The sequence below is a fragment of the Vibrio sp. 811 genome (assembly GCF_033339195.1).
Genome location: NZ_JAWOUB010000033.1, coordinates 1 through 20,360 on the forward strand (window position 1 = coordinate 1; position 20,360 = coordinate 20,360).

A 20,360-nucleotide genomic window follows, 5' to 3' on the forward strand; every position below is an offset into this window, starting at 1 on the left:
GAGTAGTTTTACAGGCAAAGCCGAAACGGATGATAACCACCTACTGAAGTAGGTGGTTTAGGGCTGAAAAATAAAAACAACATAAGTTGGCTAAAAAACAAAAGGCGCACTCAGCGCCTTTTTTATTGTTCTTGTTCGAGAGAGTTCGAAGCAATGTTTATTCAGAGATCAACGTTGGCCGAGAAACACAATCAAAGTCATCGTCATTGAGCATCAACAGTTCATCGACCATTGCTTTGTTTCGTGACTGCTTGCCGACAAAAGCCACATAACTGTCTACCGATGAGAGACGCTCGATAATAAATTTTGGCAACGTCTGATTAAACTCGAGCGTCGAGAAAACCTTACCTTTGCAGGTTTCAAACGATTGACCATTCCAATAACCTTGAATAAGGCTCTGATTGTTACGAGACTGCGCCTTAACCGATGCCACTACGTCATTCGCTTCTGCTTTGTAGCGCTCTAATTGGTCATGCTGAAGTGGTAAGACTTTACGGTTAACACGATATTTTTGGTAAACCGCTTCGCCATCTTTATTGAAACGGATGTGGATTTGAAAAGGCACCAACTCTTGTTTGGTATCAACTTGCTCGCCTTTTCGAATCAACTCTCGCAACTCACCTTCATCCCAGCGATAATCACTCTTGAACCAACCATTGTCCCCCATAGTCACATAATCAGCCGCCGTACTCACACGAGTGAGTTTCTCTGTCATCCAGTATAAGCTGCTAGCATCTCCCGCAACTTTACCACCAGAAAAATGCGTGAATTGTTCTAAATTAGGAGTTTCAACCGATGAACAGCCAAAAAGGGTAAGGCTAGATAGGAGAAGTGAAGTGAGTAGATGTTTTTTCATGAAATTGCACCGAGGCAGGATACCTCGGTGCATTCTAACTTAGTTTACTGATTCTTTCAGCGCTTTACCTGCTACGAATGCTGGTACGTTAGCTGCTGCGATTTGAATCTCGTCACCAGTCTTAGGGTTACGACCAGTACGTGCAGCGCGGTGGTTTACTTTGAATGTACCAAAACCAATTAGTTGAACTTGGTCACCCTCTTTAAGTGCGCCAGTTACACCATCAAGAGTCGCTTCAAGAGCAGCTTTTGCTTGTGCTTTTGATAGGTCTGCTTTCTCTGCGATAAAGTCGATTAATTGGGTCTTGTTCATTAGGTTTCCCTTCTCATAGGTTATCGAATTCGTCTCACTCTAAAACATAAATGCCCCATCTGGCAAAGGTTTGTAAGCGATCTTTCGATTTTCTGACGTACTTTTAGCCATAATATGAGTAATAACTCACAATTTGTTACCACATACCCCCTGAAAACCCTTGCTTTCCAAGGTATTTGGACCAATTTATAAGTCACTTTTGCGGTTATAATAGCTGCAAATAACCACTATCAAACTACATTCAAGGGCAACTATGCTGCTGTTATCCATTTATATCTCTATTGCAATCGGCATTTCGTTTATCTGTTCGGTGCTGGAGGCGGTACTGCTGAGTATCAGTCCGAGCTACATTGCGCAGCTCAATCAACAGGGGCATCCCGCAGCTGGGCAATTGGCTAAGCTGAAATCAGATATCGACCGACCACTGGCATCTATTCTGACTTTAAACACCATCGCTCACACGATCGGCGCGGCCACTGCTGGTGCACAAGCTGCAGTTGTATTTGGTAGCGAAGCATTAGGTATCTTTTCGGCAGTGCTGACATTGGCGATCTTAGTGCTTTCAGAAATCGTACCGAAGACGATTGGCGCGACCTACTGGCGTCAGTTGGCACCCACTGCCGCGGTCGCATTGCGTTGGATGGTATGGGCGCTTACACCCTTTGTTTGGTTCTCAGAGCAAATCACCAAGCGTCTTGCTCGTAACCACGAAGCTCCAAAGATGCGTGATGAGCTGTCTGCAATGGCGATTCTGGCACGTGAAAGCGGTGAATTTGCCGAGGGTGAATCAAAAATCTTAAGCAACTTGCTTGGCATCCAAGATGTACCCGTAACGCAGGTTATGACGCCACGACCAGTAGTATTCCGTGTCGATGCCACAATGACCATCAATGAGTTCCTAGAAAAACACAAAGATACGCCTTTCTCACGCCCATTGGTTTACAGCGAACAGAAAGATAACATCATTGGTTTTGTGCATCGCCTTGAGTTGTTCAAACTACAACAATCAGGTTGTGGACAGAAACAGTTGGGAGCAATCATGCGCCCAATTCAAGTGGTGCTAAACAATACCACTTTACCTAAAGTATTCGACCAGATGATGACTCATCGCTTACAGCTGGCACTTGTTGTTGATGAATACGGTACCGTGCTAGGTTTGGTAACGTTGGAAGATATTTTTGAACACCTCGTAGGCGAGGAGATCATCGACGAAGCAGATAAAAGCACTGACATGCAGGAGCTGGCTTACCAACGCTGGGAAAGCTGGAAAGAAATGCACGGCGTAATCGAAAGCCGCGATGACGATGAAGAAGATAACGAGCTGGAGAAGCAGGATAAAGAGCCAGAAGCTCAAGAGCCACCGAAACCTGACTCGAAAGAATCGTAATCAGCTCTAGGTATAACAGCTTAAACGCACAAAAAAAGGCATCCAGTTAGGATGCCTTTTTCTATTTATTCAACGATTAAAGTGCAATACCGATGTTGCTCACACCTTCCTCACGTAGCTCTTCGCGCAAATCTTTAATCAAGCTGATGTCACGTTCTACCGCTTCACGCAGCGGACGGAAGATAGCCCACTGGACGTCCCACTCTTCACATACGGCTTCGTTTTCTTTCTGGTTGTCGTTGGTGATTGGCTCTGCACCTTGCGCTTGCTCTAGGTCAGCAACGGTTTGTACCGACTGTTGGCTCACTTTAAGCATTGAATCGAAAAGGTAGTCGCGATCCAATAGACCATGCAGTAACGTAGACAAACCCTGACACGCGTCCATCGCTGGGTAAACGCCGTAAAAATCGAACTCATCCGCACTTGGGAACAATTCTTCTAACTTCTCTAATTGGCGTTCGAAGTTAATTTTCGCGTTCTTAACTGTCAAAATTTCCCATACACTATCAAGAATCGCTCGGTAAGCACGCGGGTCAGCAAATTCTGTATTCTCACAAAACATCGCATAGTTTGGATACATGCGTTCACACAGACACGCCATAAAGGTAATTTGTTGCCAAGGTTCTAGTTTTTCTAAACGAACCTGAAGAGGATTCTTAAGCATAGTCACTCAATCATTGAAGAAAAAAACAGCGAAAGTGTACTTGATTCATCACAGGGAAAAAAGTTAATGCCGCATTCAAATCAGATTTTCCTGCTCTCAGAGCATCGCGACACCTACAAAACGTTACTGGCAGAGAAAAATCTGCCCGATCTTTGCCTCACCGACCAACCAGAAGCCGCTCAGATCGTACTAGCGGATCCACCCTTACTATCACAAAGCTTAGACGAGTTTTCACAGCTTGAATGGGTACAATCCACGTTTGCTGGTGTCAACGCCTTAACATCCCCTAGCCTTCGTCAGGACTATACTCTAACTAACGTTCGAGGCATCTTTGGTCCACTGATTGCTGAATATGTTTTGGGTTACAGTATTGCCCATTACCGCCACTTTGCCCGATACCACCAGCAGCAACAAAACAAACAATGGCAGCCTCACCTGTACACGTCATTAAAAAGTAAAACCATGGTAATTCTTGGTACCGGTAGCATTGGGGGCTATCTGGGCAACGCCGCTAAAGCAATGGGGATAAAAACTATCGGTATTAACCGCACAGGTATCCCTACTCCAGGCGGCGAGTTTCATCAGACCTTTCATATCAATGAACTAAGTAAGGCATTTGAGCAAGCCGACATCGTTGTGAATACTCTACCAAGTACACCTGAGACGCGACAGTTACTTAATCGTCAAACGCTCAGCCAACTAAATCAGGCGTTATTGTTTAACGTAGGTCGTGGCGACGTACTGGATGAGGCAGGGTTGCTCTTCGCTCTGAAAAACCGTTGGGTAGAACACGCCTTCTTAGATGTGTTTGATCAAGAACCGTTGTCGGTAGAGCATCCATTTTGGAAACTACCGCAAGTCACCATCACTCCACACATTGCTGCGCTGAGTTTTCCCGAGCAAGTCATCGAGATTTTTGCTGACAACTATCTACGCTGGCGCGATGGGTTTTCATTAAATTATCAAGTGGATTTCGAAAAGGGTTACTAAGAATGTCGTTAGACGAGCTATTGCAGCAAGTGAGGGCCTGCCAGATCTGCGCGGATAACTTACCTTTGGGTGCAAACCCTGTCGTGCAAGCAGCAAAAGGGGCACGCATCCTAATCATCGGTCAGGCCCCTGGCACACGTGTACACAAAACCTCGATACCTTGGAATGACCCAAGTGGTGATCGATTACGCCAATGGCTCGATATCGACAAAGACGTTTTCTACGACCCAAATAAAATTGCCATTGTCCCAATGGGATTCTGTTATCCAGGCAAAGGGAACTCTGGTGATTTACCGCCTCGTAAAGAATGTGCGCCCACTTGGCATAAAAAGATTCTTGAGCAGCTGCCCAATATAGAGCTCACCCTACTAATTGGTCAGTACTCGCAGCAGTACTATCTCACCAACAAACCAAAGACGCTCACGCAAACCGTTCAGCAATGGCAAGATTGGGAACCGGACTTTATCCCGCTCCCTCACCCATCTCCACGCAATACATTGTGGTTAAAGAAGAATCCTTGGTTTGAATCTGACGTCGTACCATACCTTAAAAAACGCGTTCACTCGATGCTTTAGGTTACCCATGATCTAATTGCTTGTTTATCTGTACAAGAAAATTAGAACATAAAACCAGAAATTATAAGTATTTGTTTATATTAAATTTTAATGTCTAATGTACAGCTAGAGTAGTAATTAGATCATGGTAGGCCAAATACTACTAGAGCTGTACAGCCTTGAGTCTCAGATAGAAAAAATGAATTTTAGGCAAAAAAATACCGGCACTGAATGCCGGCATTTGATTTCAAAAGATCTAACTTACTTGTGGTATGGCTTAGATATCTCGTGTACCGCTTCCACAAATACGCCCGCGTTTTCTGGCGGCACATCCAAATGGATACCGTGACCTAGGTTGAACACATGACCAGTACCTGCATCACCAAAACCTTCTAGAATACCCGCGACTTCTTCACGGATACGCTCTGGTGAAGCGTAAAGCATTGATGGGTCCATGTTACCTTGCAGCGCCACTTTATCACCGATACGTGCTTTCGCGTCTGCAATGTTGATTGTCCAGTCTAGACCAACCGCATCACAGCCCGTTGCTGCGATTTGCTCAAGCCACATGCCGCCATTCTTAGTAAACAGTGTGACTGGCACGCGACGACCGTCGTTTTCACGAATCAGACCATCTACAATCTTGTGCATGTATTGCAGTGAGAACAGATTGTAATCACGAGGCGTTAGTACGCCACCCCATGTGTCAAATACCATTACCGATTGCGCACCCGCTTTAATTTGCGCGTTTAAGTACTCGATAACGCTGTCTGCCAGCTTATCTAGAAGTAGGTGCAGAGTTTGTGGTTCCGCGTACATCATCTTCTTGATCTTGGTAAACGCTTTAGAGCTACCACCTTCGATCATGTACGTCGCAAGAGTCCAAGGGCTACCAGAAAAACCAATCAGCGGCACTTCACCCTTCAGGTCTTTACGGATCTGGCGTACTGCGTTCATTACGTATTGCAGTTCACCTTCAGGATCTGGCAAACCAATTTTTTCCACGTCGGCTTTGCATGTAATTGGGTTATCAAAAACAGGTCCTTCACCCGCAGCAAAACGCAAACCAAGCCCCATTGCATCTGGAATCGTTAAGATGTCCGAGAATAAGATCGCGGCATCAAGAGGAAAACGGCGTAATGGTTGAAGTGTCACTTCGGATGCTAATTCTGCATTTCGACACAAAGACATGAAATCACCCGCTTCTGCACGAGTCGCTTTGTATTCTGGTAGGTAACGACCTGCCTGGCGCATCATCCATACTGGCGTGTAATCTACCGGCTCTTTTAAAAGCGCACGCAGATAACGATCATTTTTTAATTCAGTCATTCCGTAATTCCAACTGTTAGGCTTTCTGTGAAAGGGGGTATTCTATCACTGATTTAAGTCCAATAGCTGTGTGCTTTGCAACCTGGATCAAGTTATTAACTTTTAAATCAATGCTTAATTTGCACCCAATCGGTATCAGTGTTAAAAATTTGTTCGCTAGCGAAAACTACAATTATAAACTGAGTACTTAGTACTCAGCATCTCATAACGACATCTTACTTACCCCCTCCCTCTCGGAGGGTTTTTTTTATCTATTTATCAGACAATTAGAGTCTATATCTTTCAGCGTTTGTTCGATAAGTGCTCTTGCAATCGTTCCTTTAGGCGCAACAGGCGGCATCTCGTCGATACCAAACCATTGTGCATCAGACAGCTCAGTGTAGTCTGGGCTTAACTCTCCGGATTCATAATCAGCTAAAAACCCCATCATCATACTGGATGGGAAAGCCCAAGGCTGGCTGCCAAAGTAACGAATATTTTTAACGAGAATTCCCGTTTCTTCATGAATTTCTCGAGCCACGCACTCTTCTAATGTCTCACCGACTTCTAGAAAACCCGCAATAACCGTATACATACCATTTCGATGCCTTGGATGTTGGGCTAATAAGATCTGATTTTCTTTACGTACAGCAACGATAATACACGGAAATATTCTAGGATAATGAAGGGTGCGACATTCACCACACTGCATGGCTAACTGGTTATTATTAAGAAAGTTTCTTCCTCCGCACTGTGGACAAAAGCGCAAACTTTGCGTCATGTGCCCATATTGCACAGCTTTACTTAACAACATAAATAATGGCTCAGGAAAATGCAGGCAGTCACGCAGGGATACTAAAGGTAGATCATGCTCTAAATCGGCCAAGTTAAGCCACATGACGGGCGAACCAGAATACTTACCAATGGGTCTTGCACTCGTTACTGGCAGTGATAACTGCTCTGCAGACCCGAAGGGCACAGCACCATCCACCAGCCAAATTTCACTTCCTGCAACAACACACCAGTATGCATTTATCGCGCGGTTAACATCACCTTTTCTTAACATTACACCATCCCTTTGCTTGAAGTTCGTTCATTTTACTGGCAATCTAATTTCATACTAGAGTTTATCGTTAAGTAAATGTGCACTCTAAATTCTAGTAAGGACAAGAGTTTGTAATAACTTTACTAACTTTGCTTTGCAAAGGATACGTTCGCCGATGGGCGATCAGATCATGAGGGCATGGTCATGCTAAGAAAATTCAAACAAACACAAGACCAGTGGGGTGGCTCAAGTGATGTCATTGATCACTGGTTAGAGACACGACAATCCCTGATTGTTGAATATTGTAAGCTTGCAGCGCTGCAACCTTGTTCGAAAACCAATGTTATTGAACTCCCATCTCCTTCCGAACTGCAGGATTTCTGTCAGCACCTCGTTGATTACATCTCCGAAGGCCACTTTAAAATTTATGACATGGTTATGGACCGTTGGAAAGCAACCGGCTTTGTCGTGACTAATGAGATCAATCAAACCTATGGTCAAATTGTTCTAACGACTGAACCATTATTGAACTTTAACGATAAGTACTCAGAAGTGACTGAAGATGATGAATTAAATGATTTCGATTCTGATATGTGTCTCATTGGGGAAATTCTTGAGACTCGCTTTGAAGTCGAGGACTATCTGATACAGCAAATCGCAGAAAGCCTGTCTATGCCACCTGGAGCTTAGTATTTGCAAACATTCAGAAATAGAGTGAGAGAAAAGACTGACGATCATCGTCGGTCTTTTTTGTTTCTAGCTTTATCGAAAATCCCACCGGAAGAACAAAGCAGTATAAAAAACTAAAAAGGCACCCGAAGGTGCCTTTTTCTTAAGCTTTTAACGATTACTCGTTATATGACTTACTCTTCAGAAGAGAAACCAGCGTTTAGAAGTGCCGCTAGGTTATCCGTTGCTTGCTCAGCAGAAGGACCATCTTGCGCTTCAGAACGTTTAGCTTGACGCTCTTGGTGGTATGCGAAACCAGTACCAGCTGGGATCAGACGACCAACAATTACGTTCTCTTTCAGACCACGTAGGTCATCACGCTTACCAGAAACCGCAGCTTCCGTTAGTACGCGAGTTGTCTCCTGGAACGATGCCGCAGAGATGAACGACTCAGTCGCTAGAGATGCTTTAGTAATACCTAGTAGTTCACGTTCGAAACGTGCAGGCTCTTTGCCTTCAGCTTCTAGGTTACGGTTAGCAATCTTAACTTGTGAGTATTCAATCTGCTCACCAGGTAGGAACTCAGAGTCACCAGAGTGAGTAATAGTACACTTACGTAGCATCTGACGAACGATAGTTTCAATGTGCTTATCGTTAATCTTAACGCCTTGTAGACGGTAAACTTCCTGTACTTCGTTAGCAATGTACTGCGTTACCGCGTGTACGCCACGTAGACGTAGGATGTCATGTGGAGACTCTGGACCATCTGCGATCACATCACCACGTTCAACTTTTTCACCTTCGAATACGTTCAACTGACGATGCTTAGGAATCATCTCTTCGTAAGCTTCACCGCTTTCACGTGTGATCACTAGGCGACGTTTACCTTTCGTCTCTTTACCAAAGCTCACAGTACCTGTGTGCTCAGCAAGGATTGCAGGCTCTTTCGGCTTACGTGCTTCAAATAGGTCAGCAACTCGTGGAAGACCACCGGTGATATCTTTGTTACCGCCAGACTTCTGAGGAATACGTGCTAGTGTTGCACCAACACCTACTGCTGCGCCATCTTCGATGTTCACAATCGCTTTACCAGGTAGGAAGTAGTGAGCTGGCATATCAGTACCAGGGATCATTACATCGTTACCTTGCTCGTCAACAAGTTTGATAGCTGGACGCATATCTTTACCTGCTGAAGGGCGAGCTGCTGGGTCAGTTACTTCGCTTGAAGATAGACCAGTTAGGTCATCAGTTTGACGAGATACTGTTACGCCGTCGATCATATCTACGAACTGGATGCGACCTGCTACCTCGGTAATGATAGGTAGTGTGTGCGCTTCCCAGTTTGCAACTGTTTCGCCAGCTTGAACTGTATCACCATCGCCTTTGCTTAGTAGCGTACCGTAAGGCAGTTTGTGCTTCTCTTTAGTACGACCAAACTCATCAACGATAGTTAACTCTGTCGCACGAGAAGTGATAACGATCTTACCGTCATCAGCCAATACAGATTTAGCGTTGTGTAGCTTGATAGAACCGTTGTTCTTAACTTGAACACTGTTCTCTGCCGCTGCTGTCGATGCCGCACCACCGATGTGGAACGTACGCATCGTTAGCTGTGTACCTGGCTCACCGATAGACTGAGCAGCAATAACACCCACTGCTTCACCTTGGTTCACTAGGTGACCACGTGCTAGGTCACGACCATAACATTGTGCACAACAACCGAAGTCAGAATCACACGTTACTACAGAGCGCACTTTCATGCTGTCTACTGAGTTCTCTTCCATGATTTGACACCACTTCTCATCGATCAGGGTGTTACGTGGAATAAGAACGTCTTCAGTGCCAGGTTTTAGTACGTCTTCAGCAACAACACGACCAAGAGCAAGCTCAGAAAGTGCAACTTTAACATCACCACCCTCGATGTGAGGCATCATGTCGACACCTTCGTGAGTGCCACAGTCATGTTCAGTTACAACAACGTCTTGAGCAACGTCTACTAGACGACGAGTTAGGTAACCCGAGTTCGCTGTTTTCAGTGCCGTATCCGCAAGACCCTTACGAGCACCGTGCGTTGAGATAAAGTACTGAAGTACGTTTAGACCTTCTTTAAAGTTCGCTGTGATCGGTGTTTCGATGATTGAACCATCTGGACGCGCCATCAGACCACGCATACCCGCAAGCTGACGAATCTGTGCTGCAGAACCACGAGCGCCCGAGTCCGCCATCATATAGATGCTGTTGAATGACTCTTGCTGTTCCTCTTCACCGTCACGGTTAACTACCGTTTCAGATGAAAGGTTTTCCATCATTGCTTTCGCAACACGGTCGTTGGTCGATGCCCAGATATCGATAACTTTGTTGTAGCGTTCGCCCGCAGTAACAAGACCTGATTGGTACTGTTCCTGGATTTCACGTACTTCTTCTTCCGCTTCTGCGATTTCAGTGTACTTAGCTGCAGGTACAACCATATCGTCGATACCAACAGATACACCAGAAAGTGCCGCGTATGCGAAACCTGTGTACATGATTTGGTCAGCGAAGATTACTGTGTCTTTCAGACCTAGTTTACGGTACGCCTCGTTAAGTAGGTTAGAGATTTGCTTCTTACCTAGCTTTTGGTTAACGATGCTGTACGGTAGACCAGCTGGCACGATTTGCCATAGCATTGCACGACCAACAGTGGTGTCTACCATCTTGGTTTCTGTAGTGCTGTTGCCATCTTCGTCTACAACAGTTTCTGTAATACGTACTTTAACGCGTGCGTGAAGCTCAGCTTGTTTAGTGCGGTATGCTTTCTCAGCCTCTTCTGGGCCAGAAAGGTACATGCCTTCACCTTTCACGTTGATCTTTTCACGAGTCATGTAGTACAGACCCAATACAACGTCCTGAGAAGGTACGATGATCGGATCACCTGACGCTGGCGACAGAATGTTGTTTGTCGACATCATCAGAGTACGAGCTTCAAGCTGTGCCTCTAGAGTTAGAGGTACGTGAACCGCCATTTGGTCACCATCGAAGTCCGCGTTGTACGCTGCACAAACAAGTGGGTGTAGCTGAATCGCTTTACCTTCGATCAGTACTGGTTCGAACGCCTGAATACCTAGACGGTGAAGTGTCGGTGCACGGTTCAATAGTACTGGGTGTTCACGGATTACTTCGTCTAGGATATCCCAAACGACCGCTTCTTCACGCTCTACCATCTTCTTAGCAGCTTTGATTGTAGTCGCAAGACCACGAGTCTCTAGCTTGCTGTAGATGAATGGTTTGAATAGCTCAAGTGCCATCTTCTTAGGAAGACCACACTGGTGTAGACGCAGGTATGGACCTACTGTGATTACAGAACGGCCAGAGTAGTCTACACGTTTACCTAGAAGGTTCTGACGGAAACGACCTTGTTTACCCTTGATCATATCAGCAAGAGATTTCAGAGGACGCTTGTTAGAACCTGTGATCGCACGACCACGACGACCGTTATCTAGTAGCGCATCAACAGACTCTTGCAGCATACGTTTTTCGTTACGTACGATGATGTCCGGAGCCGCTAGCTCTAGAAGACGCTTCAAACGGTTGTTACGGTTGATCACACGACGGTATAGATCGTTAAGATCAGAAGTCGCAAAGCGACCGCCATCTAGAGGTACTAGAGGACGTAGATCTGGCGGAAGTACTGGAAGTACAGTTAGGATCATCCACTCAGGGTTGTTACCCGATGCGATGAACGCTTCTACCAGCTTAAGACGCTTAGTTACTTTCTTACGCTTAGTTTCAGAGTTTGTTGTCTCTAACTCTTCACGCATTTGTTCTGCTTCAGCGTGCATATCCATAGAACCTAGTAGGTCCTTGATAGCTTCCGCACCCATCTTAGCAGTGAACTCGTCGCCCCACTCTTCTAGACGATCTAGATACTCTTCTTCAGTAAGCATCTGACCTTTTTCTAGATCAGTCATACCAGGCTCTGTTACTACGTACATTTCGAAGTACAGAACGCGTTCGATATCACGTAGAGGGATATCCATTAGTAGACCGATACGAGACGGTAGCGATTTTAGGAACCAGATGTGAGCTACTGGTGAAGCCAGTTCAATGTGGCCCATACGGTCACGACGAACTTTAGTTTGTGTAACTTCTACACCACACTTCTCACAGATAACACCACGGTGCTTCAGGCGCTTGTACTTACCACAAAGACATTCGTAGTCTTTAACTGGACCAAAGATACGCGCACAGAACAGACCATCGCGTTCAGGTTTGAACGTACGATAGTTGATCGTTTCAGGTTTTTTAACTTCACCGAAAGACCATGAACGGATCATGTCTGGTGAAGATAGACCGATTTTGATTGCATCAAATTCTTCGGTCTTATGCTGTGCTTTTAGAAAGTTTAATAAGTCTTTCACAATCAGCTCCTGTAAGGAGTTAAAAGGAGCTCACTCGCTAAAGTGAGCACCTTCTTCCAAATAATCGCTTTGATTCTCTCGACTTTCATCAAGAGAGAAAAGGATTACTCTTCGTCTTCTAGCTCGATGTTGATACCTAGCGAGCGGATCTCTTTCAACAGTACGTTGAACGATTCTGGCATGCCAGGTTCCATGCTGTGGTTACCGTCTACGATGTTCTTGTACATCTTAGTACGGCCGTTAACGTCATCCGACTTAACCGTTAGCATTTCTTGTAGCGTGTAAGCAGCACCGTATGCTTCTAGTGCCCATACTTCCATCTCACCGAAACGCTGACCACCGAACTGAGCTTTACCACCTAGTGGCTGCTGAGTTACTAGGCTGTACGAACCAGTTGAACGAGCGTGCATCTTGTCATCAACAAGGTGGTTCAGTTTCAGCATGTACATGTAACCAACAGTTACAGGACGCTCAAACGCATCACCTGTGCGACCATCAAACAGTGTTAACTGACCTGATGTTGGTAGATCTGCTAGCTCAAGAAGTGCTTTGATTGACTCTTCTGGAGCGCCATCAAATACAGGAGTCGCGATTGGTAGACCGCCACGCAAGTTCTTGATCAGAGTACGTACTTCATCATCAGATAGAGAAGCAATGTCTACTTTCTGGCGAGTGTCGCCTAGATCGTAAACTTTTTGTAGGAACTCGCGGAATTTCGCTAGTTCTTGCTGCTCTTTAACCATCTGGTTGATCTTGTCACCGATACCTTTCGCTGCCAGACCTAAGTGTACTTCTAGGATCTGACCGATGTTCATACGCGAAGGTACACCCAGTGGGTTAAGTACGATGTCTACAGGCTGACCTTTCTCATCGTATGGCATGTCTTCAACAGGGTTGATCTTAGAGATTACACCCTTGTTACCGTGACGACCCGCCATCTTATCACCAGGCTGAATGCGACGTTTAACCGCTAGGTAAACCTTAACGATCTTCAGTACACCAGGTGCTAAATCATCACCTTGAGTGATCTTACGACGCTTAGTTTCGAACTTCTTATCGAAGTCGGCTTTTAGCTCATCCCACTGCTCAGCAAGTTGCTCAAGCTGAGTTTGTAGTGCGTCATCTTCTAGCGTTAGTTCTAGCCACTTCTTACGATCAGTTGTGTCTAGTTTCGCTTCAGAGTAACCGCCTTCAATCAATACAGCTTTAACACGGTTTAGAAGGCCGCCCTCAAGAATCTGGAATTCTTCAGTTAGGTCTTTCTTCGCTTCTTTAAGCTGCATCTGTTCGATTTCAAGCGCACGCTTGTCTTTCTCTACGCCATCGCGAGTAAAGACTTGAACGTCGATGATCGTACCTGATACAGAGTTAGGTACACGTAGTGAAGTATCTTTAACGTCAGATGCTTTTTCACCGAAGATTGCACGTAGTAGCTTCTCTTCAGGCGTTAGCTGAGTTTCACCTTTAGGCGTTACTTTACCAACTAGGATGTCGCCACCCTTAACTTCAGCACCGATGTAAACGATACCTGACTCGTCTAGTTTAGATAGAGCAGACTCACCTACGTTTGGAATATCCGCTGTAATCTCTTCAGAACCAAGCTTAGTATCACGCGCCACACAAGTCAGTTCTTGGATGTGGATAGTCGTGAAACGGTCTTCTTGAACTACGCGCTCAGATACTAAGATCGAGTCTTCGAAGTTGTAACCGTTCCAAGGCATGAACGCGATACGCATGTTTTGACCAAGCGCTAGTTCACCAAGGTCTGTTGAAGGACCATCAGCAAGAACGTCACCGCGTGATACAGGCTCACCTGGCATCACACATGGGCGCTGGTTAATACATGTGTTCTGGTTAGAACGTGTGTATTTAGTCAGGTTGTAGATGTCGATACCAGCTTCACCTGGTACTAGCTCTTCTTCGTTAACTTTAACAACGATACGAGAAGCATCTACTGACTGGATTACACCACCACGTTTAGCAACTGCAGTTACACCTGAGTCAACTGCTACGTTACGTTCAATACCAGTACCAACAAGCGGTTTGTCAGCTTTCAGTGTTGGAACTGCCTGACGTTGCATGTTCGCACCCATCAATGCACGGTTCGCATCATCGTGTTCTAGGAACGGGATAAGCGATGCAGCGATAGATACAACCTGGTTTGTCGCAACGTCCATGTACTGAGCGTGCTCACGAGGGTGTAGACCAGATTCACCTTTCTGACGAGCTGTGATCAGCTCATCTGCAAAAGTACCATCTTCGTTTAGCTTAGCGTTCGCCTGTGCGATAACGAATTGGCCTTCTTCGATTGCAGATAGGTAATCTACTTCGTCTGTTACTACGCCATCTACAACGCGACGGTATGGTGTCTCTAGGAAACCGTACTCGTTACAACGCGCAAACGCAGATAGAGAGTTGATCAGACCGATGTTTGGACCTTCAGGCGTTTCGATAGGACATAGACGACCGTAGTGAGTTACGTGTACGTCACGTACTTCGAAGCCAGCACGTTCACGAGTTAGACCGCCAGGACCCAATGCAGAAATACGACGCTTGTGCGTTACTTCTGATAGCGGGTTGTTTTGGTCCATGAACTGCGAAAGCTGTGAAGAGCCAAAGAATTCTTTAACTGCCGCAGAAATTGGCTTCGCGTTGATCAAGTCTTGAGGCATGATTGCGTCAAGATCGCCTAGGCTTAGACGCTCTTTAACTGCACGCTCAACACGTACTAGACCTACACGGAACTGGTTCTCAGCCATTTCGCCTACAGAACGGATACGACGGTTGCCTAGGTGGTCGATATCGTCCACTTCGCCCTTACCGTTACGGATCGCGATCAGCTTCTTCATCACTTCGATGATATCAGTTTCATCAAGTGTGCCTTGCTCTTGAGCATCTTCACGGCCGATAGAGCTGTTGAACTTCATACGACCAACAGTCGATAGATCGTAACGCTCTTCAGAGAAGAATAGGCTTTCGAATAGAGCTTCTGCAGCTTCTTTTGTTGGCGGCTCACCAGGGCGCATCATGCGGTAGATTTCTACCAATGCAGAAATACGATCAACCGTGCTGTCGATACGTAATGTTTCTGACATGAATGGACCGTGGTCTAGATCGTTCGTAAATAGAACTTCTAGCGCTTTGTGGCCTGCCTGAGATAGGTTCGCTAATGCTTCCAGGCTGATTTCCTGGTTAGCGTTAACAATGATCTCGCCAGTTGCTTCATTGATGTAATCTTTAGATGCAACTTTACCAACGATGTACTCAACTGGTACTTCGATGTGATCAACGCCATCTTTTTCTAGTTGGCGGATATGACGAGCTGTTACGCGACGACCCTGCTCAACGTAAACTTTACCATTTGCTTCGATGTCGAATGACGCAGTTTCACCACGTAGACGATCCGGAACCAACTCCATCAATAGAGTTTGGTCTTTCACTTCGAAGTTCACTTTCTCGAAGAAGATATCTAGGATTTCTTCTGTCGACTTACCTAGTGCTCGAAGGATGATCGATGCTGGTAGCTTACGACGGCGGTCGATACGAACGTACAAGTTATCCTTAGGATCAAACTCGAAATCAAGCCATGAACCACGGTAAGGAATAACACGTGCGTTGTATAAAACTTTACCTGAAGAGTGGGTCTTACCCTTATCGCTGTCGAAGAACACGCCTGGGCTTCGGTGCAGCTGGGATACGATAACCCTCTCGGTACCGTTGATTACGAAGGTACCATTGTCTGTCATGAGCGGAATTTCACCCATGTAGACTTCTTGTTCTTTAATGTCTTTTACAGTACCTGCTGGCGCGTCTTTATCAAAGATAACTAGGCGTAGTTTTACACGTAGTGGCTTTGAGTAAGTTACACCGCGGATTTGACATTCTTTAACGTCAAAAACTGGCTCACCAAGACGGTAGCTAACGTATTGCAGCTCAGAATTGCCGTTGTAGCTCTGAATCGGGAATACAGAACGGAAAGCGGCTTCAAGACCGTATTGACCTTCAGGATCCTGTTCGATAAATTTGTCGAACGAATCGAGCTGGATCGATAGCAGGTATGGAATGTCCAAAACTTGTGGACGAGTACCAAAGTCCTTACGGATGCGCTTTTTCTCGGTATAAGAGTAAACCATGGGGTTCCTCAGCTCGCTGATAAGTGACCCAAACTGTCCGCCCGCTCCTAGTTACTTAAGGGGGGTAAGGGACAGTGACTAATATAGCTGTTTACTGTAGTGACATTTCATTTCGTAAGAATGAAATGTTTTTTGCATGGATATCAGGCGCTTAAACAGCGGGAAAATTCGCCTATACCCTACAGCGCAAAAAGGCCGGTGGTTAAAAAACCACCAGCCAATTAGCCGTTAGGCTAAGAAACTATGCAATAATTACTTAACAGCAACAGTTGCACCAGCTTCTTCTAGCTGAGCTTTAAGAGCTTCAGCTTCTGCTTTCTCAACACCTTCTTTAAGAGGTGCTGGAGCGCCGTCTACTAGAGCTTTAGCTTCTTTAAGACCTAGGCCAGTTGCGCCACGTACTGCTTTGATTACAGCAACTTTGTTACCGCCAGCAGCTTCTAGGATTACGTCGAATTCAGTTTGCTCAGCAGCAGCTTCGCCTGCAGCAGCGCCGCCAGCTACAACAGCAGCAGCAGCAGAAACACCGAATTTCTCTTCCATTGCTTCGATTAGTTCAACAACTTGCATTACAGACATTTCTGCAACTGCGTCTAGGATTTGCTCGTTAGTAATAGACATAACAATTCTCTTTTAAGTCAACAATAAGTTTATTAAGCAACCAGTAAAAAGCAAGGCTTATGCCGCTGCTTCTTGTTTTTGATCGCGGATAGCTGCGATAGTACGCGCCAGCTTGCCAGCCGAAGCTTCTTTCATGCACATCATTAGGCGTGCAATTGCTTCGTCGTAAGTTGGTAGTGTTGCTAGTACTTCAGCGTCAGTTAAAGCGCCTTCAAATGCAGCAGCTTTGATCTCGAAATCTTTGTTCTCTTTAGCGAAGTCTTTGAAAAGACGCGCTGCAGCACCTGGGTGCTCATTAGAGAATGCGATTAGAGTAGGACCAGTGAAAGTATCAGTTAGACACTCGTACTCAGTACCTTCAACCGCACGACGAGCAAGAGTGTTACGAACAACTCTCATGTAAACGCCAGCTTCACGAGCTTGTTTACGTAGAGAAGTCATCGCGCCAACTTGAACGCCACGAGAATCAGCTACAACTGCAGAAAGTGCACCACTGGCAGCTTCGTTGACTTCAGCAACAATTGCTTTTTTGTCTTGAAGGTTTAAAGCCATCTTGGATTTACTCCTGGTTGTCGTTACACCACTCACTATCATCACGACAGTGAGAGCTATTGAGGTGCTTCCCCAGAAGAAAGTTAACTATATTACATAGAGCTTTCTGTCAGTTCGGGCACCATCTACGTAGGATAATTAAGTTTGCTTTTACACAAACACCTACGGTCTTGGACGGAGACTGGGTCTTAATTCATTTCGAACTAGGAGACAGTTCAAAGAACCAAAGTTCAGCCCCAACCACAAATATTAGGCGCAAAATTATACACTAAATTTGCGCCTAAGCAAATAAATTATGCTTGAGTGTTCAGGCTAGCCTGATCAACAGCAACACCAGCACCCATAGTAGTAGAGATGCTTACTTTCTTCAGGAAAGTACCTTTCGCTGAAGATGGCTTAGCTTTCTTCAGAGCAACTAGAAGTGCTTCTAGGTTCTCTTTGATCTGCTCAGCAGAGAAGTTTGCTTTACCGATAGTAGTGTGGATGATGCCGTTTTTGTCGTTACGGTAACGAACCTGACCAGCTTTAGCGTTTTTAACTGCTTCAGCAACGTTAGGAGTTACAGTACCAACTTTAGGGTTTGGCATAAGACCGCGAGGACCTAGGATAGTACCTAGTTGACCTACAACGCGCATTGCATCTGGAGAAGCAACAACTACGTCAAAGTTCATTTCGCCTTTCTTAACTTGCTCAGCAAGATCTTCCATACCTACGATGTCTGCGCCAGCTTCTTTAGCTGCTTCAGCGTTAGCACCTTGAGTGAACACTGCAACGCGGATTTCGCGGCCAGTACCGTGAGGTAGTACAGTTGCACCACGTACGTTCTGGTCAGATTTACGAGCATCAATGCCTAGGTTAACAGCAACGTCTACAGACTCAACGAATTTAGCAGTCGCTAGTTCTTGAAGAAGAGCAACAGCTTCGTTGATTTCGTATTCTTTAGTTACGTCAACTTTTTCGCGGATTACGCGCATGCGCTTAGTTAGTTTTGCCATCTTATTAACCCTCTACCACTAGGCCCATTGAACGAGCAGTACCAGCGATAGAACGCTTCATCGCTTCGATGTCAGCACCAGTCATATCAGCAGCTTTAGTTTCTGCGATTTCTTGGATTTGAGCGTCAGTTACAGTACCAACTTTTTCAGTGTTTGGACGACCTGAACCAGACTTAACGCCAGCAGCTTTCTTAAGAAGAACAGCAGCAGGTGGAGTCTTAGTTACGAACGTAAAAGAACGGTCGCTGTATACTGTGATAACTACTGGAGTTGGTAGACCTTTCTCAATAGATTCTGTTTTTGCGTTGAACGCTTTACAGAATTCCATGATGTTCACACCGTGTTGACCTAGTGCAGGACCTACTGGTGGACTAGGGTTAGCCATACCAGCAGCAACTTGTAGCTTGATGTAAGCTTCAACTTTCTTAGCCATGATAATTCCTAAGTTTGGGTACAAACGCTAATCGCGGATCAGCTCCCCGTTTGTGTAAGAAACTTTTTACTTCACCTGAAGTAAAAAGGCGCGAAATTATAGTCATAATCCGCGCCTTATACAACCCTAAAAAGGTGATTTTTTATACTCTTTAACGAAGAGTCTTAGTCCAGCTTTTCAACCTGACCAAATTCAAGCTCAACTGGTGTCGCACGACCAAAGATCGATACAGACACTTTCAGGCGGCTCTTCTCGTAATCCACTTCTTCAACAGTACCGTTGAAGTCAGCAAATGGACCTTCGTTAACACGTACCACTTCACCCGCTTCGTACATTGTACGCGGACGAGGCGCTTCACTCGCTTTCTCAAGACGATTAAGAATCGCGTCAGCCTCTTTATCCGTGATAGGTGCCGGACGGTCTGAGGTACCACCAATGAAGCCCATGACACGCGGCACACTGCGTACTAGGTGCCATGATTCATCGTTCATAATCATCTGAACAAGGACGTAACCTGGGAAGAACTTACGCTCAGATTTGCGACGCTGACCCGCGCGCATTTCCACTACTTCTTCAGTAGGAACCAGTACTTCACCGAATAGCTCTTCCATGCCGTGCATTTTGATATGCTCGCGCAGAGATTGAGCTACACGACCTTCAAATCCAGAGAAGGCTTGAACCACATACCAGCGTTTTTTTGGAGCTTCACTCATGAATAAAAACCCTCTATACCCCAGTTGCTAGAGCTACTAGACGAACCATAATTCCGTCAATACCCCATAGCACTAGAGCCATTACAATACTTACAGCTAAAACGATCAGTGTTGTTTGCATGGTTTCTTGGCGAGTAGGCCAAACAACTTTACGTACTTCCATACGAGATTCTTTTGCAAAACTGATCGCTGCTTTACCTTTAGTCGTTGTTGCTGCAACGCCTAAGGCAGCTGCAATAAGAACAACAACGCCTGCAGCACGAACCACTACAGACATTTCACCATACAGGTAATTACCCACAACAGCGGCAGCTGCCAATACGAAAGCGGCTACCCACTTAAACGTATCTGCTGCGTTTGAGCTATCAGGAGTTTCAGCATTATTTGCTTTCATAAAACCAACCTGTTACAAGTCTTAATATAGACGACAACAACCCCGCTGTTGCAGGGCAAACTCCATATCGCTGAAAAAATCAGCGTACTCTTCTTAAGATTAAGCCTCTTTGCTTAATCTTGCTCTGCGCCCAACCCACTTCTGAACAAGAAAACAGCAAAAATAATGTTGAGTGCAGAAAAAGGGCATCAAATGATGCCCTTTTTGCTACTGGTTCGTCAAATCTAATTCAAGATTTTCCGAAAGCATCGCTAATTCGCTATGAATTAGTCGAAGATCTTAGCAACAACACCAGCACCTACTGTACGGCCACCTTCACGGATCGCGAAACGTAGAC

Annotated in this window: 17 protein-coding genes and 1 pseudogene; 4 read left to right on the forward strand and 14 right to left on the reverse strand. The window is 45.5% G+C overall.

Annotated features, from left to right (window positions below):
- Positions 1 to 157: 157 nt before the first annotated feature.
- Positions 158 to 856 carry a DUF1481 domain-containing protein gene (locus R7Q46_RS23700; protein ID WP_165439089.1) on the reverse strand — a complete coding sequence of 233 codons (699 nt, stop codon included), beginning with the start codon at positions 854 to 856 and terminating at the stop codon, positions 158 to 160.
- A 39-nt stretch (positions 857 to 895) separates the two neighbouring features.
- Positions 896 to 1,168 carry a nucleoid-associated protein HU-alpha gene (gene hupA, locus R7Q46_RS23705; protein ID WP_005382524.1) on the reverse strand — a complete coding sequence of 91 codons (273 nt, stop codon included), beginning with the start codon at positions 1,166 to 1,168 and terminating at the stop codon, positions 896 to 898.
- Between the two features lie 253 nt (positions 1,169 to 1,421).
- On the opposite strand from hupA, the gene R7Q46_RS23710 reads away from it, so the two are divergent.
- Positions 1,422 to 2,555, forward strand: a complete 1,134-nt coding sequence (locus R7Q46_RS23710; RefSeq protein WP_065275607.1) for a hemolysin family protein — start codon at positions 1,422 to 1,424, stop codon at positions 2,553 to 2,555.
- A gap of 76 nt (positions 2,556 to 2,631) precedes the next feature.
- On the opposite strand, the gene R7Q46_RS23715 is transcribed toward R7Q46_RS23710, so the two are convergent.
- Positions 2,632 to 3,219 carry a YjaG family protein gene (locus R7Q46_RS23715; protein WP_005382520.1) on the reverse strand — a complete coding sequence of 196 codons (588 nt, stop codon included), beginning with the start codon at positions 3,217 to 3,219 and terminating at the stop codon, positions 2,632 to 2,634.
- Between the two features lie 66 nt (positions 3,220 to 3,285).
- On the opposite strand from R7Q46_RS23715, the gene R7Q46_RS23720 reads away from it, so the two are divergent.
- On the forward strand, positions 3,286 to 4,209 hold the full coding sequence (locus R7Q46_RS23720) for a D-2-hydroxyacid dehydrogenase (protein WP_005384694.1): 924 nt from the start codon (positions 3,286 to 3,288) through the stop codon (positions 4,207 to 4,209).
- 2 nt (positions 4,210 to 4,211) lie between these two features.
- Complete coding sequence (locus R7Q46_RS23725) at positions 4,212 to 4,784, forward strand: uracil-DNA glycosylase family protein (protein WP_005382518.1); 573 nt, start codon at positions 4,212 to 4,214, stop codon at positions 4,782 to 4,784.
- A gap of 240 nt (positions 4,785 to 5,024) precedes the next feature.
- Here R7Q46_RS23725 and hemE read toward each other — a convergent pair whose 3' ends face one another.
- Positions 5,025 to 6,092: a uroporphyrinogen decarboxylase gene (gene hemE / locus R7Q46_RS23730; protein WP_318077822.1), complete on the reverse strand. Its 1,068-nt coding sequence runs from the start codon at positions 6,090 to 6,092 to the stop codon at positions 5,025 to 5,027.
- 247 nt (positions 6,093 to 6,339) lie between these two features.
- The gene (gene nudC / locus R7Q46_RS23735; protein ID WP_213972007.1) at positions 6,340 to 7,137 is read right to left on the reverse strand and encodes an NAD(+) diphosphatase; all 798 of its coding nucleotides are present in this window, start codon (positions 7,135 to 7,137) and stop codon (positions 6,340 to 6,342) included.
- A 177-nt stretch (positions 7,138 to 7,314) separates the two neighbouring features.
- On the opposite strand from nudC, the gene R7Q46_RS23740 reads away from it, so the two are divergent.
- Positions 7,315 to 7,806: an Rsd/AlgQ family anti-sigma factor gene (locus R7Q46_RS23740; protein ID WP_005382515.1), complete on the forward strand. Its 492-nt coding sequence runs from the start codon at positions 7,315 to 7,317 to the stop codon at positions 7,804 to 7,806.
- 173 nt (positions 7,807 to 7,979) lie between these two features.
- On the opposite strand, the gene rpoC is transcribed toward R7Q46_RS23740, so the two are convergent.
- The 9 genes and pseudogenes from rpoC to R7Q46_RS23785 all read right to left on the reverse strand — a co-directional run.
- Complete coding sequence (rpoC, locus tag R7Q46_RS23745) at positions 7,980 to 12,182, reverse strand: DNA-directed RNA polymerase subunit beta' (protein WP_005382514.1); 4,203 nt, start codon at positions 12,180 to 12,182, stop codon at positions 7,980 to 7,982.
- A 104-nt stretch (positions 12,183 to 12,286) separates the two neighbouring features.
- Positions 12,287 to 16,315, reverse strand: a complete 4,029-nt coding sequence (gene rpoB / locus R7Q46_RS23750; RefSeq protein WP_005384685.1) for a DNA-directed RNA polymerase subunit beta — start codon at positions 16,313 to 16,315, stop codon at positions 12,287 to 12,289.
- A 252-nt stretch (positions 16,316 to 16,567) separates the two neighbouring features.
- Positions 16,568 to 16,936 carry a 50S ribosomal protein L7/L12 gene (gene rplL, locus R7Q46_RS23755; protein WP_005382540.1) on the reverse strand — a complete coding sequence of 123 codons (369 nt, stop codon included), beginning with the start codon at positions 16,934 to 16,936 and terminating at the stop codon, positions 16,568 to 16,570.
- 57 nt (positions 16,937 to 16,993) lie between these two features.
- Positions 16,994 to 17,488: a 50S ribosomal protein L10 gene (gene rplJ / locus R7Q46_RS23760; protein WP_005382538.1), complete on the reverse strand. Its 495-nt coding sequence runs from the start codon at positions 17,486 to 17,488 to the stop codon at positions 16,994 to 16,996.
- Between the two features lie 293 nt (positions 17,489 to 17,781).
- On the reverse strand, positions 17,782 to 18,483 hold the full coding sequence (rplA, locus tag R7Q46_RS23765) for a 50S ribosomal protein L1 (protein ID WP_005384683.1): 702 nt from the start codon (positions 18,481 to 18,483) through the stop codon (positions 17,782 to 17,784).
- 4 nt (positions 18,484 to 18,487) lie between these two features.
- The gene (gene rplK / locus R7Q46_RS23770) at positions 18,488 to 18,916 is read right to left on the reverse strand and encodes a 50S ribosomal protein L11 (RefSeq protein WP_005384682.1); all 429 of its coding nucleotides are present in this window, start codon (positions 18,914 to 18,916) and stop codon (positions 18,488 to 18,490) included.
- 164 nt (positions 18,917 to 19,080) lie between these two features.
- Complete coding sequence (gene nusG, locus R7Q46_RS23775) at positions 19,081 to 19,629, reverse strand: transcription termination/antitermination protein NusG (RefSeq protein WP_005384681.1); 549 nt, start codon at positions 19,627 to 19,629, stop codon at positions 19,081 to 19,083.
- A gap of 13 nt (positions 19,630 to 19,642) precedes the next feature.
- Entirely contained in the window at positions 19,643 to 20,023 is a 381-nt protein-coding gene (gene secE, locus R7Q46_RS23780) for a preprotein translocase subunit SecE (protein ID WP_005384680.1), read from the reverse strand.
- A gap of 266 nt (positions 20,024 to 20,289) precedes the next feature.
- A pseudogene (locus R7Q46_RS23785) lies at positions 20,290 to 20,360 on the reverse strand (elongation factor Tu); the annotation flags it as partial.